This is a genomic window from Fibrobacter sp. UWB2 (genome assembly GCF_002210425.1).
Taxonomy (GTDB): domain Bacteria; phylum Fibrobacterota; class Fibrobacteria; order Fibrobacterales; family Fibrobacteraceae; genus Fibrobacter; species Fibrobacter elongatus.
In genome coordinates this window covers 245,983-268,233 of the sequence record NZ_MWQK01000002.1, presented here as the reverse complement: position 1 = coordinate 268,233, position 22,251 = coordinate 245,983, and the positions used below count along the sequence as shown (strand labels likewise).

The following is a 22,251-nucleotide window of genomic DNA, read 5'->3' as shown; positions in this document are numbered from 1 at the left end:
CCATTTCCTTAAGCAAAATAATAAAAAATAATAAAAAAAATAAAAAAAATCTAATGTTTTTATTTTTTTTTGAAGGGAGCAGATAGCCACCAGATAATTAATGTTTTATAAAATTGTAAAAAAAAACATCATCCACTTTATTACCCTCTAGTCTTTCGTCTGTAGCGCCGGAGACGCGTTCTTTCGTCTATCAAAGGAACCTCGAAAGCACTTCTTTCAGCTTGTTGACGTTCACTGGTTTTGCCACATGCTCGTTCATGCCGGCATCAAGTGCCGCCTGCTGGTCATCAGCAAAGGCATTTGCCGTCATCGCGATAATCGGGATTTCGGCAGCCACCTTGTTGTCGAGCTTACGAATAAGCCTCGTCGCCTCGTAACCATCCATGATAGGCATCTGGACGTCCATCAAAATCAAGTCGCAGGCGCCCGGCTGTACATTCTTCATGTATTCCACAGCCTTTTCGCCATCGCAAGCCGTCGTCACGAGTATTCCGCAGTCCTCCAGAATTTCCTGGGCGATTTCGCGGTTCAGTTCGTTATCATCGACAAGCAAAACCTTTTTGCCATTAAAGCTGATCTTCTTATCCGATACCGGAGTTTCCGCCTGTAAAAGCCCAAAGCTGCGCATCAGCGTATCACGGGCATCCGACGGGAACACAGGTTTACTTACAAAGTTATGGATTCCGACTTCGGTCGCCTTGTCCTCGATATCCGACCATTCATAGGCAGACATCACAATCACAAGGATATCGTTCCCGAGCAACTCGCGAAGCATCGACGTCGTTTTCATGCCATCCATGTTCGGCATGCGCCAGTCCACAAGGAAGGCGTCGTACAAGTGACCTTCGGCCTTCGCCGCCTTCACACGTTCCAAGGCGTCTGCGCCAGAATAGCAACATTCAGCTTCAACACCGAGTTCCTTAAAGATCTGCGGAATGCTCTTAGCACAATCCACATCGTCATCGACAACGAGAATCCTTTTGCCTTCCAGTTCCTTGACGCGTTCAAGTTCATGTTCAGCGCCGGCAAGAGCAAACTTGAAATTCAGAACAACATCAGTTCCTTCGTCCACCTTGCTCTTGATGTCGATCGTGCCATCCATCATGTCGACAATGTTCTTTGTAATCGCCATGCCAAGACCCGTTCCCTGGATGCCAGAGACCGTCGAGGAATTCACACGGGTAAACGCATCATAAATCTTCGGCAAGAAATCTTCGCTCATGCCAATGCCCGAGTCCTTGATGCGGAACTCGTAAACGCCATAGCCATCTTCGTCCGATTCCTTCTGTTCCACAGAGAACCAGATGGAGCCACCCGCCGGCGTGTACTTGATAGCGTTTGAAATCACGTTCAAAAGCACCTGGTTCAAACGGAGCCTATCACAGACAACATCTTCGTTACGAATACCGACGCTATTGGCAAAGAACTGCAAGTTCTTCGCATTGATATCCGCCTGGACAATATCCTTGAGCGTATGGATTATTTCCGGAAGATGTTCCAGCTTTTCATTCAAGTTCAGCTTGCCCGATTCAATACGGCTCATGTCAAGCACGTCATTGATAAGCGAAAGCAGGTGGTTCGAAGAAAGCTCAATCTTTCCAAGGAAGTTCCGCACCTGTTCCTTGTTGCCAATATGGATTGTCGCAAGTTCCGTATAGCCGATAATCGCATTCATCGGAGTACGGATATCATGGCTCATGTTGTTGAGGAACATCGTCTTTGCACGTGACGCCGACTTCGCCATTTCAAGCGCCTGTTCAAGGGCCGCCTGTTGCGCCATTTCCTTGCGGTAAACGACATCGTTATTGAACAGGCCGACAAGCACTCGACGAGACTTGGACCAGTCGCCCATCTTGGTCACCTTCATGCGGTACCACTTGAGCCCTTCGCTAGTCACACGTCGATAATCCTGGAAGAAGGAGTTATCGTGTTGCAAGCGAGCAATTACGGTATCGCGATTAAGCGAAGAGAGCACGGAATCAACATCGTCCTTATAGACAATCTTGCGGACATCCTTTTCCCTGTCCTTAAAGAAGTCAACGCCTTCTCCAGTCTCTTCATTAACGACATCTTTGAACTTTCCGCCTGTCAACGAAACGCTAAACAAGCCCGTATCGATATTGACATCGAACACGACTTCGTACTGGTCCGAAAGGCTCATAATGCGTTCAATATTTTCCTGGTGTTCCGTTTCTGCACGGTACTGGGCATCCACTTCGACAAAGCCAACAGCGATAAGCTTCGGCGGGACATCGACAGGTTCAGCCTTGGCAAACACGAGACGCGTGTACTTGTATTCAGTACCGTAGAGGTGTCTAAATACAATGGTCAAGCGCTTCTGGTGCATAAGCTGTCCGGCCACATACTCTCTAGAAGCAAGCCCGATAAGCTTTTCACGGTCATCCGGGTGCGCCATATTCAGGACAAACGTCTTAAAGACATCTTCCAGCCTTTCGCAGTTGGCAAAAGGATCCTTAAAAGCAGCCCTAATATCTTCACGAACAGCAAGGACTCCGCTTGTGTCATCGACAAGATTGAAGTAGAAGAGTGACGAATAGTCTTCCGAAAGAATGTCGATAATTTCAAGGTTCTGCTTCAGGTTCGACTGGATTTCCATCTGCTTCTTGATTTCTTCATCGACACTGTGCAGACCAAAAACGATACCCTTGAGATTGCCAATTTCATCCTTGTCGGCAATAATCTTCATCTGGTAACAAACTTCCTTGCCTTCAAGCTTGATCTTGAAGTTGACATGAATCACCGATTCGTTCTTCAACGTCGAGACAAGGCGATCGCGGCTCGTCTGCACCTGGAACTGATTTTTGTCAGAATCACAGACAAGATACTTGAGCAACAGATCCATTCTCTTAGAGAAACTCTTTTCAGAAGACCATCCAGGGATTGCCTTCAAAAGCACAGAACTGGCGCGGTACGTCACAACAAAGTCCGAAGAAGCATCTTCGCCAAGCGTTACGTAGTTCACAAAGTCAAAGTCTGAAGCCAGGGATTCAATAACCCTGTTGTTGCGGTCCATTTCTTGGCGCTGGGCAATAGCTTTGTTGACTTCGGAATCAATATTTTCCACAGCAACAATGACATGGTTTTCATCTTTGCTAGACTTGATTGCCTTCATTCGATAGAACTGCGGAGTTCCATCAATGACAAGCCTGTATTCCACAGACGCACTCGGATTCTCTTCTAGACGCTTTAAGAAGGACCCCTTTTCCATAAAGTGCATCACAATTTCAAGGTCGTCTTCATACAGGTTATGGCGCAAACTCGATATAGATTCAAAGAAGAAGTCCTTCCCATGCACCTCTTCGTGAAGCTTGTTCATAAGCCTGTCGGAATGGAACGTGTCAAAAGTGTCATCCAAAACGTTCACATAGAAAATGCATTCATAAGTACCGCTCAAGGCATCGGCAATTTCGGAATACTCATTACTTTCAGCTTCGGCCATGCGGCGGGCATTCCACACCATGCGGAGCAAATACAAGAGAATCACGAGAAGTTCAATTGCCGAAATCCCGATATAGAACTTGCGGATTTTATCCACACGCGCAAAGGCGATATTCTCGTTCACATACAAAAGCTGGGTCCAGCAACCACCAAACAATGGCAAAGCCACCAAAAGCTTAGCTTCGTCCGAAGAAGCCTCCTCATAGGCTATATGGGCGGATTCTCCCTTCATCACGGTTGCCGCCCACTCGTCTACAGAATACCCTTTCTTTGTCTGAATATTCCTTACAAACTCGTTAAAGTTTTTCCATTTTCCAGTTTTTTCGACAACAAAGGAACCGTCTCTACGGTCCACCACAATCAAAGATGCCTTGCCCTTGAAGGCGTTCGTCGCCACATAGCCATACAAAGGCTTAATCTCAGAAACAGCCGAAAGCATGGCCACCACCTGCCCCCTACGGCGGACAGGGACTAGCTGTTCGAACACAATATTTTCGGAGTGGACCAAATCGCGACCGACTTTCGAAATATACGGCTTGGGAGAAACGATTTTCTGATAATGCTGAATATACGAAGAGTCAAAAACAACGGCATGGTCTGCAATAATGTGACCATCGGGCAAATAAAGGCGAACCACCGACACCAAGGGACCGATGCGGGTGCCGCGAATCATACGCACCATATTTTCGGAGAGGAGGTTTTCTTCCATCCCCACCACGGTCGAAATATTGGAAAGAGCGCTCAAAAGCGAACGGCCTAAAAAGCCCATCTTCGCTTCGGAAGCATAGGCGACTTCATCAAGGGAGTCCCAGCTATCGTCAATCGCCTGCCTGTTGATATACAAAAAAGAAACGTTTGTTACAATAAACAAAAACGCAACAAGAAGCAGCGATACAATTAGATTACGTTTGAAAAATTTATTGTTCATAAGTTTTTTGTAAGATTTCCAATTATATTATACATTTTGAAAACGCAATTTGACGGGAAAATCAAAAAAAATAACGCTTTTAATCCGTATTTCTACAAAAAAGTGTTTTTTTTCACAAAAAGATGTCCATAAGAAAACAAATCTTTATACATTGACGATATGAAATTATTGACCAAAATTTTTCTCTTTTTGGCATTTTTAGCCACATTTTCGTTCGCAGACACGACAACCGTCACAACACCAGTGGTCGATTCCGCAAAAACCGAGATTTCAGCCCCCAAAAAGCAGGCGGTCTGGATTAAACTGGAAGGCGACGTCGACCCCACCATGTATGAATTCTGCGCACGCGCCATCGGTGAAGCCCTCGAAAAAAAGCCTGACGCCATCGTCTTTGAAATCAATACGTTCGGCGGACGACTCGATGCCGCCTTCGACCTCGTCGATACCATCATGGCCGTCAAGGACGTCGAAACAATCGCCCTCGTAAAGAAAAAGGCCATCAGTGCAGGTAGCCTCATCGCCCTCGCCTGCAAAAAGCTCTACATGCTCGAAGCGACAACCATCGGCGACTGCGCCCCGATTGTGCAGGGTGGCGACGGCACTCCGCAAATCGTCGGTGAAAAAATCCAGTCCCCGCTCCGCGCCAAGTTCAGAAACCTCGCCCAGCGCAACGGCTACCCGGAACTCTTAGCCTCTTCGTTCGTGACTCCGGAACTCGAAGTGCTCGAACTCACCGCCAAGCTCGACAAGGGAAAGGCCACGGAACGCGACACGACGCTCATCATCGAAGGCAAGAAATTTGCAGTTCTCGATAGCGCCGAAAAGAAATTCTGGGGAGCCCCCAAGATTCTCGTAAAAGAAGGCGAACTTTTGACCATGACCGACAAGGAAGCCGAAGAACTCGGATTTTCAAGGGGCACGTTCAAGAACCGCGATGACTTTGAGACAAAGCTCGCCTTCGAAAAGAAAAGCGAAGTGGAAACGAATACCGGAGAAAAGCTTGCAAGCGCCATTGCCGCCATCTCGGGCATTCTCCTGATTCTCGGATTCGGGGCACTCTACATTGAATTCAAGACGCCTGGATTCGGGATGTTCGGCATTATCGGCATCATCCTTATCGGCATCGTCTTCTTCGGGCAGTTCGCACCGCAGCTTGACGGCTACATTCCGGCAATCTTGCTAATCGCAGGTGTGATTTTGTTCCTAGTCGAGATATTCGTCATGCCGGGCACATACCTCTTTGGCGTTGGCGGTATCGCTTGCATGATCATCGCACTCATCATGAGCTTTGACTCGGCAAACATCCCCGAATACGTCCCCGATGCAGTCGAAACGACATTTGACGCGACCCCATGGCTATTCGGGCTGTTCTTTGTTCTCGGGAGCGCCGCAGTAGCCCTTATCATTCCGATTGCTGCAAGCAAGTACCTGATTCCGCTTTTACCCGAAGGCTGGACGCCCATGCTCAAGACCGACATGGAAACCGCAGTCTCCCCGACCGAAGCCGTTCAGGAAGTCGCTATCGGCACTGTCGGAACAGCAAAGACTTTCCTCCGCCCGGTAGGCCAGGCAAACTTTACCATGCCAGATGGCTCCACCAAGCTCTTTGACGTACAAACTCACGGCGAAATTATCGAAGCCGGGCAGAACGTCAAAGTCGAAGCCGTGCAGGAAGGTCACATCTGGGTCACCCGCGCCTAGCATAGATTTTAAAACAAAAACATATAACTTGGAGAAAAACAAATGGATACTCTTCTCACTGTTGGCATTATCATTGCCGCCATCGTCGTCATCATCATTCTCGCCTTTATCGGCAGATTCTTTAGCCTCTGGCTCCAGGCCTTGTTCTCCAAGGCAAACGTGAGCATTTTCCAGCTCATCGGTATGCGTCTCCGTAAGGTTCCGCCGCAGGTCATCGTGGAAGCCCGAATCCTCAGCTGCAAGGCAGGCCTCCCGGTTGACACAAACTTGCTCGAAGCCCACTACCTTTCCCGCGGTAACGTGCTCCGCGTGATCCAAGCTCTCATCGCCGCTAACAAGGCAAACATCAAGCTCGACTTCAAGGAAGCCGCAGCCATCGACCTTGCAGGCCGTAACGTGCTCGAAGCCGTGCAGATGTCCGTGAACCCGAAGGTCATCGAAACTCCGAAAGTCTCCGCCGTGGCTCTCGACGGTATTCAGCTCCACGCCATTACCCGTATCACCGTGCGCGCCAGCATCCAAAAGCTCGTCGGTGGTGCCGGCGAAGAAACGGTTGTCGCCCGCGTTGGCGAAGGCATCGTGTCTTCCATCGGTTCTGCACAGAGCCACAAGGAAGTGCTCGAAAACCCGAACATGATTTCCAAGAAGGTGCTCGCCTCCGGCCTTGACGCAGGTACGGCATTCGAAATCCTCTCCATCGATATTGCAGACGTGGACGTGGGCCAGAACATCGGTGCTATCCTCGAAACCGACCGTGCCGAAGCCGACAAGAAGATTGCTCAGGCCAAGGCAGAAGAACGCCGCGCCATGGCATTCGCCGCCGAACAGGAAATGAAGGCTAAGGTGATGGAAATGAAGGCTAAGCTCGTCGAAGCCGAAGCCCAGATTCCGATGGCTATGGCAACCGCTCTCCGCGACGGAAAGCTCGGCGTGATGGACTACTACAACCTCAAGAACATCGAAGCCGACACGCAGATGCGTAAAGAAATCGGAACCGCTCCGGAAGCCACCAAGTAATCCATCCCAAGGGGTTTAGCCCATGGAATCATTACTCATATTCATCGCAATTTTCGTCATTGACGCGCTAATCAAGAGAGCTAGTGCCAAAAAGAAAGCTCTCCAGGACAAGCAGCGCAATGAAGAGGATTACGACAGCACTGCAAACGAGGAATTCGACGAAAACGAGCAGCCGTCTCTCGAGCCGTCACCGTCTGCCAACCGCAAGCTGCAGGAATACATCAAGCAGTTTGAAGAAGCGCAGCGGGAAGCGGCCCAAGGAACGATGGAATCGCCTATGCCGCCGCCCATTCCCGAGAATTACCATCGCCTGGGCGACCAGGTGACAATGCGTGAAGTCGCAGAGGACATCGTTCAGCAAGGCTTTGTCGATATCGACTACCTCAAGATCGAATTCGAAGTGTCCGAAGCCCGTGCTATCGAGCTCATCAACGAGCTACAGCAACACCGCATTATCGGCCGCGATATGGGAGATGGCGCTTACGACGTTCTTGTGCAAGACATCGATGAACTCAACAACTTGCTGTCACACGAACAGAAGGCGGAAGCTGTTGCCCAAACATCAGCAGCCAAGTCCGAACAGTTCACCTCGCCCGCCGCAAGCGACAAGCAGAGCCAGCTGAAAATCCTTGAAGAACGCGCCCGCAAGGCTCGCGAAGAAGCAGACGAAGCCGCCCGCAGGAGCGACCTCGAAAACGGCTACACCGGCGACCCGGCCGAGATTGCAGAATCGCTCACCAAGCGCACCGCTGTGCGCTCGATAAGCAGAGAAAGCGTCCGACGCGGATTCATCTGGGGTAAAGTCATCGACGAGCCCAGATTCAAAAAGCGCTGGACTGCATACAGCAGGTAAATCGCGCAACTCGCCAAATTCAAACAATTCATCCCGGACGGTTCCACCGCCCGGGATTTTTTATAACCGATGCCAGCGACAGGCATGATATAAGCCCAAAACACAAAACCCCCGATCTTTCGATCGAGGGTTTTGAGCTGCTTCACTTGGACTCGAACCAAGGACAACGCGATTAACAGTCGCGGGCTCTACCAACTGAGCTATGAAGCATCGACGGGCTCAAATATAGATGATTTCTATTCTGTTGTCAAGGGGTGTTTGCGCATTTTTCTCACCCGTAAATTAAGCGTCAAACCGTCCAAGACACAAAACCCCCGATCTTTCGATCGAGGGTTTTGAGCTGCTTCACTTGGACTCGAACCAAGGACAACGCGATTAACAGTCGCGGGCTCTACCAACTGAGCTATGAAGCATCGACGGGTCCAAATATAGATGATTTCTATTCTGTTGTCAAGGCACAAGCTGAAAAAAGTTCAACTTTTTTTAGCGTTCCCGACTCCGCATTAATGCGATTTCCTGAGCATATCCAGGCAACTCGTTCGGCGTTTCCAAATAGAACGGCAAGCCCTTGAGCGCCGGGTGATTTACGACTTTCACAAGAGCTTCCAAGCCTATGAATCCGCCACCGACAACCTCATGACGGTCCTTGTGGCTACCCATCGGATTCTTGCTATCATTCAAGTGAATCGCGCACAAACGATTGAGTCCAATAATTTTGTCAAACGACTCGAGGACATCGTCCAAATGATTCACGATATCGTAACCGCCATCAAAGACATGGCACGTGTCGAGGCAAACACCGACCTTTTCGTCAAGCTCCACACGATCGACAATCGCCCGCAGCTCTTCAAAAGTACGCCCCACTTCGGAGCCCTTCCCCGCCATCGTTTCCAAGAGCACCTTAGTCTTCAAGCCTTTATGCAGGATATTATTCAAGTGCTGCGAAATAAGTTCTATCCCGACCTCGGCACCTTGCTTTACATGGCTACCAGGATGGAAATTGTACATCGCATGCGGGAAGTGGTCCATGCGGAATAGGTCATCCTTCATCACATCCTGCGCGTACTGTCTTAACGAAGGATCTGCGGCACAAGCATTCAGCGTGTATGGAGCATGCGCTAAAATCGGAGCGAAGTTGTGAGCATCCATAAACGCATTCAGCGCCTCGGCATCAGCCTTGTCAAACGGCTTTGCAGCGCCACCACGCGGGTTACGCGTAAAGAACTGGAACGTATCGGCTCCGATGGAGAGGGCAGTCTCGCCCATCGCCAAAAAGCCGCCCGAAGACGGGAGATGACAACCTATATGCATAGCTAGAAGTCGTAATTGACAGAAACACTGCCGTAAATGTCTCTGTAATCTTCAGATTCATTGTCCGGACGGTAATTGAGGAACGTACCAAAAGTGAATTCAGTGCCAAGCCTTTCCGTGAATTGGAACTTGAGACCAGCAGAGAGGTCCACATCCATTTCCATTTCGTGAACGTCCTTGCCATCTTCTTTGCGGCTCATGAAGTTCTGGCGGATGTTACCATGCAACATCAAGTCAAGGAAACCAGGATTCAGCTGAATCATAGCATTGTCCAAAAGGTTCCATTCAAACTCGCCCATTTCATCGCGATTGTAAATCCTAAACCTCGGCGTCACGGAAACCGTATTGCGCACACGGTCAAGCGTCGTCGTCAAAGAAATCGGGTAACGGGCATCCAGGTAATCACCGCCATGGAAATAGTAACCCAGGATGCCATAAGTCTCGTCAGAAAAATCAAAACCATTCAGCAAGTCATCCTGATTAAACTTAGACATGTCCGTACGATAAGTCCAAATACCACCCACCTTCAACACATTCTTCGGGAACTTGATGGTTGCAGAAAGTTCAAACACATGCTTGGCCAAGCGTTCTTCAAACTGCGTTGCCAAGTAGTCTTCGCCCTGCAAGGCGGCGTATTTTGCCAAACGGGCGGAATCAATCTGGATCGAGCCATCATCAGTATCCACATCAACGGTAGGCTTTCCCTTCTGGGCGTTAAACCAAGAATCCGAATAAATTCCCGACGATGCAAAGTAATTGCCATGGAGTCTCTGCGGAGTGCTACGCGTGCGGTAATTGACGGCATAACGAGCCACAACTTCAATGGAGTCACGGACCTTAAACGTATTCTTCAATTCGAAATCATGGATATAGAGCGTTCGAGAAGCATCCTGTTCGTGCTTTTCAAGCCAATCGTCATCGGCGCCCGGCAAGAGTCCAAGCTTGGAGCCTTCGGCAAATCCAAATACGTTATACGCATCACCATGACCAGACGCATTTTCGATATTCAACTCATAGCCAAAATTCAGCTTCCAAAAATCTTTAATTTGCTGATCCAACTTGGCGCCCAACTGGCGAGAATTCTGCAACAAGTCCGAGGAACCCGCGCTATAATAGTTACGACCCACAAAGCGGAAGTACGCATCAATCATCGTCGAGCTATTCTTCCAGTTGTAAGATCCCGACAAAGCAAGATTTTGAGCAGTCCAATCCGTCGGATCGTCATTCTTCTCATCGCGATGCTTTTTCAAGGCTTCTTGAGCAAGCTTCAGGATGCGAGTCAATTCGCTTCGCATATCATCCACGCTCATTTCCATATTGTCGCCAAAAATCAGCTCCAGTTCTTCGCGGCTCATTCGATTCACCTGCGAAGTATTGTTCATCAAGCGACGCAACTGCGCAAAGCGAGAAACATCGAGCCCATATTCCTCAAACACGGCATTTACGGCTCGGTGCGCAACGACATTCACCGTATCGGCACCGCCAAAGCCTAGCTGCACATTATACGTTCCTCGACCGCCAAGAACCTTGCCATTAACTTCACCAAAGAACGTTTTCGAAGAGAACATCGGGTTCGAGAGATTCACATCGTCCGAAGTCCCATCACGCAAGAACGGATCTTCCAAATAATCCTTGCTCCCGATAAAGCCAACAGTTACGTCAACATTCTTATGGGCATTCCAAAGGAGCTTGCCGCCAATCAACATCTTCTGAGCTTCGACTTCGTCAAGACCGATATATTTGTTGTACTGGTCCGGATCCCTTTCACCAGGAAGCTTCGGTGCCTGATTTTCACCGCCAAACACGCTAAACACGAGCAGCGGATTTTCAGACCGATTCAAGTTCAAATAGAAATCATAACTAGCACCAAACACATCGACACCGGCCAAATACAAGTCGCCATTGGATGCATAGAAATCACCCAAAATCAACTTTTGCATGCGGTCTTCATACGAAGCCTGGACATACTTCGGATCAAAGTAATTCCATCTATCACTCGAAGCGTCCAAAGTAAATTCAATTTTTTGACCCGTCGGCGATTCCATCTGAACAAACGCATTCAATGCGCCAAAGATTCCCGGAACCTGGAAATAGTTTCTGTACTTTTTGCCAGGGCGAATCGAGTCTGCACCGTTCACAAACGTCTTACCCGATTCATTTTTTTCGGTCACCACGGAGTGGAAGCCAAATTCAGCACCCACGGAACCGTTAACAGTCCAGGACGATTCTGACGGGATAGCGCTAGCAGTATCCGGAGCAGACTGAGCTAAAGCAGGGATAGCTGCGATAGACGCTAGAGCGAGTCCTCGAAAAATCATTTGTTCACCTCATAAACCTTGGGCATCTTTACAGCATAGCCACTCTTGTGGATAACTTCAATATCAAAGCGGTTCTTGTGGCCACGCGAAAGTTCAACAGGAATCTGGTAATCCAAGTTTTGAATTTGAGACAAGCGTTCCTGCAAAATCACCTTGCCGTTCTGGCGAACAGTAACTTTATTCAAGAAGCTCGGGTCATATTCGGGCAAGCGAATCTGGAACTGCAACGTCTTCATAATAACATCTTCAGCTTCCGGAGGCGCAGGCGGAATCTGGACTAGCTCAGGGTTTGGGCCAAAGACCTTGACAGAGAACGGCTTCATGGGATAGCAGCCCAAAGTCTTCTTGACGCTATTGCGGCCCGCTTCGTTTTCGACAACAAATTCATATTCATGGACGCCGCTGCGCAATTTCACACGATTGGACATATTACGCTTCACGCCAACTTCCGAAATCGGAGTTCCGTCCATCACGGCAGACAAGCGTGCTTCAGTCCCCTTTTGTATGTCAGACACAGAAACGTTCGCTACACAGCGCAAGGAATCGTAAGAGGAATACTTGATTTGCGGGACCTTCAGGCTAGGAGCTTCTTCAACCTTTTCGGCAACCGCCTGGGACTGTGCGGAAGCATTAGCCGCAAGGGATTCCTGATATGCGGAATCCGCAGATACTGCAGCGGCCTTCAAATCGTCTAGAGACAAAGTAGAATCAGCAATGAGGGTATTGAGAATTTTGGCAAAGTTCACGTCGCCAGAGGACTTGAGTTTCAAGACGGCAAACGAACCCTTGCCAATAACAGTTTCACCTTCGCCAATCACAAGTGAATCGCCAGACTGCGAATCGCTCACCCACAGGGCACCATTCTTTAAGCCTGCAAAAACTGTCGTATTATTGCCGCCAATTGCACCTTCCGTTCCGCGAATCGAAGCCGCAGCCGTTCCAGTACCGAAATAAACTTCATGGCCTTTATTCTTTTCGATCTTAAAGCCCATGTAGCCTTTCTGGATAGACGTTTTTATAGCAAAACCGTCTTCGTTCTTTTCAACATACTCGCTGATATTTACAACAGAGTTTTCCCCAATCGTAAGCAAGTTTTCAGCCTTACCATTCAACTGCAAACCTACAGAACCGCCATCACCGGTCTTATAGCAATCCAGCTGTCGGACAGCACTATTGACTTTAACAGCATCCCAAGTCGCATTTTCTGCACAGCTACCCGTACTTTTAACGGCAAGATCCACAACACTAACGACCTTACCGACCTTCGGCCCCTTGGGGGCAGCCAAAGCGCTCGTAGGCACCATCATCGCAAGCAATAAACACGATAAAGACAGATGCTTAAACATACAACCTCTCCACTTATTTTCTTACAATAAATTTACTTTTTCTTGCAGAATTTTGGGGCTCTTTTTTAGAGAATTTAAGCTAAAACACACATTACCCGCCTGCAAGCTTGACAGTAAAGCCTTTTTTCTCTAGTTCGGCCTTGAGCACATTGCGCTTGTCGCCCTGAATTTCGATGTTGAAGTCCTTGACCGAGCCGCCAACACCGCACTTCTGCTTCAATACTCGAGCCAAGTCCTTGAGTTCATCTTCGTCCATCGGCACACCCGAAACAACGCTCGCCATTTTTCCGCCTCCAAGGCGCTTTAGCATGATGCGGACAACGCCATCGCCCTGCGGGCGGCTAGCCTTAGGCTTTTCTTCTTTAATGCGGCCAACACCGCTTGCAAACACTAACATAGAACGTTCTTCGATACCCATAAATGACCTCTTTTTTTATAAAAATAGAAATCCCGGTCTAGGACCGGGATTCATTTTTAAACTTTAAGCATTGTTACTTCTTTGAAGATTCCTTCTTGGAATCACTCTTAGAGTCCTTCTTATCTTCCTTCTTTGCAGAAGAAGAATGCTTTTCGTTTCCGCGCAATACCGGGCGGCGGTAACCGAAGCGCTTCAGCATTTCGTCGCTGGTCTTCAGCACATCGCCAACCTTGGACTTGGCTACCGGCGGAACAGCGCAACGCAGCTTGGAGCGGATATCAACCTTCGTCTTCACAATGTACGGACCCGTACCGTAGAGACGGCCAGACTTGTCTCTCAATTCGCCGTTAACATCCGGCTTCATTTCGAAGAACATCTTCACAAGACCAGCCTTGTCCACATAATCCGGATCATCGATATCGTAATTGTACTGGTATTTATCGACAAACTGGCCACCCGTCGTGTAGAACCAGAGGGTCACACGGGCGTTTGTGGAGTAAAGCCTTGCCTTGCTATAATCCTTGCCAAGTTCTTCACGGAATTCCGTAGAGCAGTACTTTTCAACGTATTCATCGACAGTGACCTTTTCGCTATTGTCAGCGTCCACATCTTCAAGCGGAACCATGTTACCATTGATGATGATATCATCCAAAGTAGCAAGGCCACCGACGGCGCTCACGAGTGGCAACTTCATGTCAATCGAAATCGTCGGACCAATATGGCCTTCGTAACCCGGGTACGGTTCATCGCCAGAGCCCTTCTTAGATTCATCGGCAGTGCCCTTGATGACTTCAGATTCCTTCTGCGTCTTAGTGTTCAAGATACTTACAGCGTATCTCTGATCCTTTTCAGGCGGATTTTCTGCATAGTACTTGTTCACAGAGTCAATCGAAACGATAATCATCGGTTCTTCAAGATTGATATTGACATCCTTCGCCTTCTTCATCATCACGTTGATTTCAGCAATGGTTTCGTTACCAGCCTTGTCACGATAGATACGCTTGATCGTGTTCGGGCCCTTATTGAGGCTCTGGAAGTTCAAGGAATCCTGCTTGACGCAGTTCTTTTCATCACCGTCGATAGCGACGCACCAGTCCACATCGACATAGTTTGCAAAGACCACATCGCCATCAGCCGGAGTCAGAATCTTGACAATCGGCTTGATCCTGTCGAGCACCATGAACACCGACTTGTCGGCAGAGTTGCCATATTTGTTGGTGTAGGTGTACGTTACGAGGTAACCCCTGTCGCCTTCTTCGTTAGCAACAATCTTGCCCTTTTCGTCAATGACGTAGGAGACCGTAGACTTGTTGCCTTCGACACCCTTGGCATCGTAGGTCACCGTGAAGGCGCCCACGCCCGTCTTCAAGTCAACAACACTGGACTTTTCCTTTTCGTCCTTAGATTCCTTGCTGCTAGAAGACTTCGGAGTATCGTACATCAAGTTGCCTTCGGAGTCACCGTAAAGGATTTTGCCCGTTTCGGCATCAGCCTTGTAAGATACAACCACCTTCTTGCCCTTGACATCGACAGTCTTGGAGACTTCGATCACGGCGATATTGCTCTTTTCACCATTTTCGTCAACAACAGCGGACTTGATGATTTCACCCTTGTCATCGACATAGTAAGACACGACAACAGAATCACCGTTTACGACCTTGTCATAAGAGACCTTCGTCTTGTTGCCAATCGGACTGGTCTTGACATCGGACTTCGGATTCTTTTCAAGAGTGATTTCGGACTTGGAGATTTCAACCATTTCCTTCACGGTCTTGTCAGCCACGGAGATTGTATCCAGGACAACCGTCACGTTGAAAGATTCCTTGTAGTGAGAAACAGTATCTTCCACCGTAACCTTCACATCCTTAGTCTTGTCGTTCACGTAAATGGAAGAGTCCTTCTTATCTACGCCTTCAACAATCGTATAGATGTTGTCTGCAGTAACCTTCGTCTTTGTGGCATCGACATCGACCTTCGGAGCGGCAGTGCTGTAGCACACATCGATAGTATCGGCACCGGCAACATCCTTGCTCGGATCCTTGTAAGACTTGATAATCTTCTGGCAGCCTTCTTTCAAGGTATCGAGACTCGTCATGGTCTTGCCATCCTGAGTCCATTCCACCTCGATGACTTCCTGGTTCGTGTAGATTTCCTTGTTCGGCTTGATGTACACAGAATCGCCAGCTTCGACACGAGTAATCTCGACCTGGGACTTTTCGATGACGTTACCCACCTTGACAGTGATATCCGTCGTATCGGTAAATTCGCCATCCGTCACATAGACCTTGATGACGTAGGACTTTTCCTTTTCGTAGTCGAGTTCGCCCTTCAAGACAATGTCGCCATTCGTCTTGATTTCGAACTTATCATTTTCCGTGACCGGATAGTACTTCAAGTCGTTGAACTTCTTGTTCTTTGTATCCGGATCCTTAGCTTCGACAGGTCCCTTCTTGGTACCCGGCTTGGAATCTTCCGGGAACGTGAATTCCTGCGGTTCAATCTTCGGCGGTTCGTTCACGTCAATGACGTTGATGACGATATCACCATCAAATTCAAGACCGTCAGCATCCTTGACCGTTACCGTAATCGTGAACTTCTGCATCTTTTCGTAGTCGATGACAGCGCCTTCCTTGACATGGATTTCGCCATTCGGCTTGACGGTCACATACGGGCTTTCTACGGCAAGCGAGAAGAGGAGTTCGCCTTCGCCATCCGGGTCAGTCGCTTCGATGATACCGATAAGAGTATCTGCCGGCGGATTTTCCCTGACGCTAAATTCAGTACTCGTAATCTGCGGAACTTCCGGAACATCCTTCAACGTGATTGTAATCGTCGTCTTGGTGGTGAGCTCCGGATACTTCGTCTTATTTCTATCAGACAAAGCGATTTCCAATTCAAATGTACGGACCTTTTCCTTTTCGTAGTCAAAGTCACGCAGAGCCTTAATCTTACCATCTTCGGTAATCGTGAACAAATCAGTATCACCGCCAATAGCACTGAACACGTTTTCGGTAAAGCCCTTAGCGGTATCGACATCTGCAGAATTGAACTTGCCAATAACATAGCCTTCACCCTTATTTTCATAGAAGGAATATGCAAGGCTACCCGAAATAATCGGCATTTCGTTCACGTCAACAATCTTAATGGTCTTAGCAATTTCGTGAGTACGTTCATCGCTGTCAATCACGCCCACCTTAATGGAGTGTTCATGAGGAAGAGCTTCGTAATTAAACTTCGAAGGAGTCTTGACAGAGAGGCAAAGCTTATACTTCGAGCCATCCTTCTTAACCTTGGCATCAAACAGGCGATCGGCATCCGTACCACCGACATCGACGACATAACCAGCAAGAGACTTTTCCTGGTCCTGATCTTCATCCGAAACATCGTAGCATACAATCGTTGCATCCTTGATCGGGTGTTCTGCGGTATTTTCAGCAACCTCATAGTTCTTCTTGTCATCGATAATAATCGGATCATCCGGTTTATCATTAACTGTAATAACAACCTTGGTTGTAGCACTAAGATCTTCAAAGCCCTTGGACGAACCGTTATCCGTTACAGTAACCAAGAGTTCATAAGTTGCCTGGTCTTCGTAATTCAATTTTTCTGTGGTAGTGATCTTGCCCGAAGCGTCAATCGTAAACTTCTTGCTATCACCAGAATTTGCCTTGTAATCGGCAATTTCAAAGGTCAACTTGCTCCAAGTATCTTCATCGGTAGCAACGACTGCGCCAACGACTTCACCAGCAGGCTTGTTTTCGTCAACTTCGAACGGATATTCAACCAATTCGAATACCGGGGCGTCGTTCACGTCTCTAACATGGATAGTCACATCAACTTCGTCTGTAAGCGTAGGATCCGAGCCATCCGTTGCGACAACGCGAACCACGTACTTGTTCTGCTTTTCATAGTTCAAGACGTTATCCTTAGCCACCGAGATAAAGCCATCAGCATCAATGCTAAATGCCTTGAAATCATCAGGTGCGCCATCGGCAGCTACAAGCGTATACGTCGGAGCCTTGCAAGTATGTCTGTTGCTGCAGTCATCATCGCTAGCCGCAATGGCCTGCTTTGTACCATTCTTAAGCGTAGCAATCGTACCCTTCGGCGTATTTTCATCAACATACAATTCCGGGACCGTCGGGAACACAGGGCCTTCATCTTCGTTCTTGACGGTAACCGTTACGAGAGTCGAGATCGTAAATTCCTTGTCGGTTGCGATAACCTTGAACTTATACTCACTCTTTTCTTCGTAATTGAGGTTAGCATTGTTCACGACATAGAGTTCACCCGTCTTACGGTCGATATCGAACAAAGCTGCATCATCATAGGTTGCATCAAGCGAGAAGTAAAGCGTACCGTAATTTGTATTGTAGATATCCGGATCGGAAGCTTCGACTGTACCCAACAAGGTTTCCGTCTTAACATTTTCGCTGACGGTAAACTTATAAGATTCAGCAGCAAATTCGGGTTCTTCGTTTTCATCGATGACGCGAATCTTTGTATCCTGAGAAACCTCATTACCGCCCTTATCCGTGACAGTCAAAGTCACGTCAAAAATGGCATCTTTCGCTGTTGCCTTGTAGAGTTGTTCGTAATTCAAGTCCGACTTGACAACAAACTGGAACTGAGTTTCATGGTTTGCATCAGTATTTTTCACGATAACAACATTGAACAAGTCTTCAGCGCAGTTCTTACCTGCTGTACATGTTCCATTATCCTTGATAGAAATCTTCAATGCAGGTTTGGCAGTCGTGCTAACATCGGCGGCATCTTCGTCATAGACAACAATCTTGTCGCCGAACTTTGTATCAACATCAGTATTTTCCTTTACTTCGTAAAGATCAGCCAATACCTTAAACTCGGAAGGTTCGTTAACGTCGGTGACATTGATGGTCACATGAGCAATTGTAGAAAGCGCCGGTTCCGTTGTAGCACGGTCGCTGACCTTCACATCAAATTTATATTGTTGTTTGTCAATATAGCGGAGTCTTTCGTTCTTTTTGAGCTTGATAACACCAGTATTCTGGTCAATTTCAAACGGCAATCCCGAAGCATCAACAATAGAATAGTGAAGCGTGTTGAAACCGCACGAATGAGAGCCTGCTCTGCATGAGGCGTACTTGTCAGGATCAGAAGCTTCAATAGTACCTATAACAGTACCACCTGCAATATTTTCATCAACAGATTTCGTAAGGTTTTTTGCTGTCGGAGGTTCATTTACATCAATAATTTCAATATATCTAGTAATCTCGAGCGAAACAGAACCACTCAAATTCGAGGCTGTCAGGGCAACTTCATACATTGGAGAAGTTCCCAAAGTCGCATTACTCTTACACGTCACATCCTTAGCACATAGTGTTTCAAAATCAATTTTGGTCGGGTCAAGCAAATTGATTTCACCATTTTCAACATTCGCCTTAAAGACGCCATAGCCACTGGCAGTTTCGTTTATAGTGTAATAAACATCATCGCCCAAAGCATTAAATTTGGCCAATTCATCCGGATCCGTGATGAAATCTTTACTGAAGGAAGCAGCATTAGTACCTTTAATAGCATCTTCTCTAATTTTGCCTGAACCCTCCGTCACCAATTTTATAGGAGGTTCATCAATGTTCAAAACCTTCACAGTCACAGAAACATCTTTAGAGAATGTTCCATCAGAAACCGTCACCAAGAACGTGTAAGAAATCTTTGCTCCGTCACCATCATATTCGAATTCAGCGTTTGCTGCAGTAGAAATACTACCATCATCCGGATCCACAACAAAGTTCTTGGCATCAGTAGCCTTTACACCCGTATTAGCAGTAGACTTCGAGAATGTCAATGTGCTAAAGGATTTATTGTACTTATCCGTGTCCGTGCCGGTAACATAGCCGTAGTCGCTCTCGCTGCAATCTTCGCCGTACTCCTTAGTGCATACGTGCGTTAATCCCGGAGAATGTTCCTGGATATAGAATGTACCACCCGTAGCGGTGAGATCTTCATTAACATCCTGCACGGTAATCTTGGTCGTAACATCAACAGAATTCGAGACCTTATCCGTAATCGTAATAGTCACCGGATAAGACGCATTTTTAGAACTAGCCTTATAAAGTTCTTCGTAATCAAGCAAAGCACTGCTCTTCACCCTAATCGAAGCGGTTCTCTTGCCGGTAGAATTAGCCGGTTCATCGACATAGAAAATGTCAGCCAAAGTCTTATTCTTCAAAGTACCAGAAATACCAGCGGCACCCGTCAACGCACCGGCCAACTTATAAGTCAGCTTATCACCGGCATCATTATCAGTAACGGTGAACGAACCAAAATCTTTTCCTGTTGCTGTATTTTCCTTAACCGTATATTCGGACTTTACATCATCTGCATGCGGACCTTCGTTAACATCTTCGAGGTTTACCGTAATAGTAGCCGTAGCGGATGCACCAGACGGATCCGTCACTGAGACCTTGAACGTCCATACAGACTTTGTTTCGTAATCCAGCTTGCTTCCATCAGAAACGATGAGCGAACTCGTTCCATTCTTAAAAGCAAACGGAATACCAGAAGTTTCAACCTTAAAGGTCAGATTATCACCATCAACATCCTTAGCGACAACCGTACCAACAACCTTAGCACTGGTCCAATCTACAATACCCGTAGCAGTTTTATTCTTTTCTGGGAGCGTGAAAGACTGATTACTAATGGTCGGAGCGTGGTTCTGGTTCTTGACATTGATGACAATGGTAAAGTTCTTAGACGTTTCAGGATTTCCAGTCAAGCCATAATTCTTTTCGGTCTTGGCATCATCCGTCACCTTCGCCGTAAGAGTGTAGGAAGACTTTGTATAATAATCAAATGTTTTAGAGCCCTTGACCTTGACATCTCCTGAAGATGTCAGCACAAAGCACCCAGTGCAAGCAGCATCCTCAGAAACCAACGCAAATGTATAGGTGTCAACACCCTCTTCGTTTGCAACATCATAAACCGAAGCACTACCAAGCTTTTCATCTGCTGACGGATTTTCACTTACAGTGAACGTGTATTTTGAATCTGTAGTAGGCTTATCATTAACCGGGATGACGTTAACACTAGCCGTGTATTCATCAGACATGTTATCACCAGTGCCAGAGCCAATAACCCTGAACTTAAACGATGTATAGACTTCGGTTTTGGTCTTGCTGAATTCATTTGCAACAGGCTTGTAAGTCAACTCGCCAAGGTTTGCAACGGTGATAACCTGATCCTTCTTCACCGCAGAGCCGTTCAAAAGCAACGAGCCCTTTGTCGGCAAGACTGTTATTTTAACAGATACAAATGTTCTTGTAGAATGCTGGTAACCAAAATCTTCTTCAGCAAATGTATAAACAGCATCTTCCTTAACAGACACCTTGAGACTGCTGTTACCCTGCGGTAACTTATCTACATCCTTGATATAGATGTTAAAGCCACCGATTGATTCATCGTAGTTGTCTGTGGAAACTTTAGCGTGCTTGACATTAGAAATCTTCAGCCAAAGCTTTTCGCCCGGTTGTCCGGATTTCGGAGTTTCAACAATTCCATCAATAACGGGGTTGATATAAATTTTATTTGCAGCAGTCTGAGCAACCGTCTTACCCTTAGGAATAGTTACCGTTACTGGAGAATCCGTTCCACATATCGGGAACTTGTGATCCGTATCCGTTTTAATGTCAGCCTTTTCAGCAAACTGGCCTTTAACAGCAGTTTCATTGAATTCAAAGCAGTAATCAAAGGTGACGTCTTCTTCACCTTCATCGGAATTCAAGCTAATGCCGATTTCATGCCACTTATTATCTTCTTCGAATGTAGCCGTGGTTTGGCTCAAGACAATTTCGGGATCTTCGTGGACAATCGGAGTAAACTGGAAACCTTCGCCATTGACTTCGTTACCAACGACGAGTTCTTTAGCCAAAAGCTGACCAGAAAAGCCCATGTTACAGACAATTTCAATTTTGCCGGAGCTTATAATAGTACCATCAATCGGCTGGTAGTCAATATTGCGAAGAGTAAAACTATCATCAACATAAATAAGCAAGTTGCCTTCGTATTCGCCACCGCAAGTATAGGAAGGAGAATGGCAACGAGGCAAATTTTCGCCCTCATATTGAACAAGAATCTTAGGGTGAGTTGCTTCATTAGGAATGTTAAGATGTTTTGTAATAATCGATGTGAAGACACCTCCAGCAGGCATCTTAATCAGCAATGTACTTTCTTGACCAAAGGTAATATTATCAAAGTACAATTCCGTCGAACCACTAGTCACATCAATCGTGTATGTACCATGGTCTGGCGTTCTTATGCTCTGCAAATTGCTAGGCCACTTCTTTACGGTAGGAACCTTAATATCCTTATACAAAGGCACTTCTGCACATGCGCCAGAAGTCGTAGTTCCAGAGCATTTTGTACCACTAGCCCTTGATCCATCTGTAATACCATTTCCATAGCGGACAGGGCCTGTTGTAAAAGCCATCTTACCGGTATTATCAATTTTACCGCCGACAATAACGGTACCCGCAATTTGAGCGTCATTACCCGTAGAAAGTAAGTCACCCGTAGCCGAGCCTACCCAACCAGCTGGTTTAGGGAACTTATTGTTATTTCCAAACGATATTTCCGTTTGGCCCCACAACTTGTAATTAAGAAGATAGGCCCAATTTGCAGCATCTGTACTAGCATCACCAAATGTCAGCGATGAGATAGTAGTGCTTTTGGCAGCCATGGATGAAACCGCACCGACCAAGGCTAAGGCCGCCACTTTAAGACTTAACTTGCCAAACCACATAATAACCTTTATGCTCCTTTTGCTACGACAAATTCCACTCCAGAAATTTGTCACAGTTTTCTTCCCAAATCATCCAAACACTTTTATAATGAAATATAGTAACGGCTATAACGAAAGCAAT

General features: G+C 47.1%; 9 protein-coding genes and 2 tRNA genes. 3 read left to right on the top strand and 8 right to left on the bottom strand.

Annotation, left to right across the window (positions count from 1 at the left end):
• Positions 1-190: 190 nt before the first annotated feature.
• Positions 191-4,330 (bottom strand): response regulator, encoded by a 4,140-nt coding sequence (locus B7982_RS04465; protein WP_233138370.1) that lies wholly within the window; start codon positions 4,328-4,330, stop codon positions 191-193.
• 246 nt (positions 4,331-4,576) lie between these two features.
• Here B7982_RS04465 and B7982_RS04460 point away from each other — a divergent pair, with 246 nt between their 5' ends.
• The 3 genes from B7982_RS04460 to B7982_RS04450 are packed head-to-tail and all read left to right on the top strand — an operon-like array spanning position 4,577 to position 7,958.
• Positions 4,577-6,088 (top strand): nodulation protein NfeD, encoded by a 1,512-nt coding sequence (locus B7982_RS04460; RefSeq protein ID WP_233138369.1) that lies wholly within the window; start codon positions 4,577-4,579, stop codon positions 6,086-6,088.
• A 42-nt stretch (positions 6,089-6,130) separates the two neighbouring features.
• On the top strand, positions 6,131-7,105 hold the full coding sequence (floA, locus tag B7982_RS04455) for a flotillin-like protein FloA (RefSeq protein ID WP_088659716.1): 975 nt from the start codon (positions 6,131-6,133) through the stop codon (positions 7,103-7,105).
• A gap of 22 nt (positions 7,106-7,127) precedes the next feature.
• Positions 7,128-7,958, top strand: coding sequence for a hypothetical protein (locus B7982_RS04450; RefSeq protein WP_088659715.1), 831 nt, complete (start codon positions 7,128-7,130; stop codon positions 7,956-7,958).
• A gap of 137 nt (positions 7,959-8,095) precedes the next feature.
• Here B7982_RS04450 and B7982_RS04445 read toward each other — a convergent pair.
• From B7982_RS04445 to B7982_RS04415, 7 genes are all read right to left on the bottom strand, one after another.
• Positions 8,096-8,168 (bottom strand) — tRNA-Asn (locus B7982_RS04445).
• A 130-nt stretch (positions 8,169-8,298) separates the two neighbouring features.
• Positions 8,299-8,371: transfer RNA gene (locus B7982_RS04440), tRNA-Asn, on the bottom strand.
• Between the two features lie 70 nt (positions 8,372-8,441).
• On the bottom strand, positions 8,442-9,269 hold the full coding sequence (locus tag B7982_RS04435; RefSeq protein ID WP_088659714.1) for a deoxyribonuclease IV: 828 nt from the start codon (positions 9,267-9,269) through the stop codon (positions 8,442-8,444).
• 2 nt (positions 9,270-9,271) lie between these two features.
• Positions 9,272-11,587 (bottom strand): hypothetical protein, encoded by a 2,316-nt coding sequence (locus tag B7982_RS04430; protein ID WP_088659713.1) that lies wholly within the window; start codon positions 11,585-11,587, stop codon positions 9,272-9,274.
• On the bottom strand, positions 11,584-12,933 hold the full coding sequence (locus tag B7982_RS04425; RefSeq protein WP_088659712.1) for a hypothetical protein: 1,350 nt from the start codon (positions 12,931-12,933) through the stop codon (positions 11,584-11,586). Before B7982_RS04425 ends, B7982_RS04430 begins: the two co-directional genes overlap by 4 nt.
• A 91-nt stretch (positions 12,934-13,024) precedes the next feature.
• The gene (locus B7982_RS04420; RefSeq protein WP_088659711.1) at positions 13,025-13,351 is read right to left on the bottom strand and encodes a stress response translation initiation inhibitor YciH; all 327 of its coding nucleotides are present in this window, start codon (positions 13,349-13,351) and stop codon (positions 13,025-13,027) included.
• Between the two features lie 73 nt (positions 13,352-13,424).
• Positions 13,425-22,130 carry a cadherin repeat domain-containing protein gene (locus B7982_RS04415; RefSeq protein ID WP_088659710.1) on the bottom strand — a complete coding sequence of 2,902 codons (8,706 nt, stop codon included), beginning with the start codon at positions 22,128-22,130 and terminating at the stop codon, positions 13,425-13,427.
• Between the last annotated feature and the right edge of the window lie 121 nt (positions 22,131-22,251).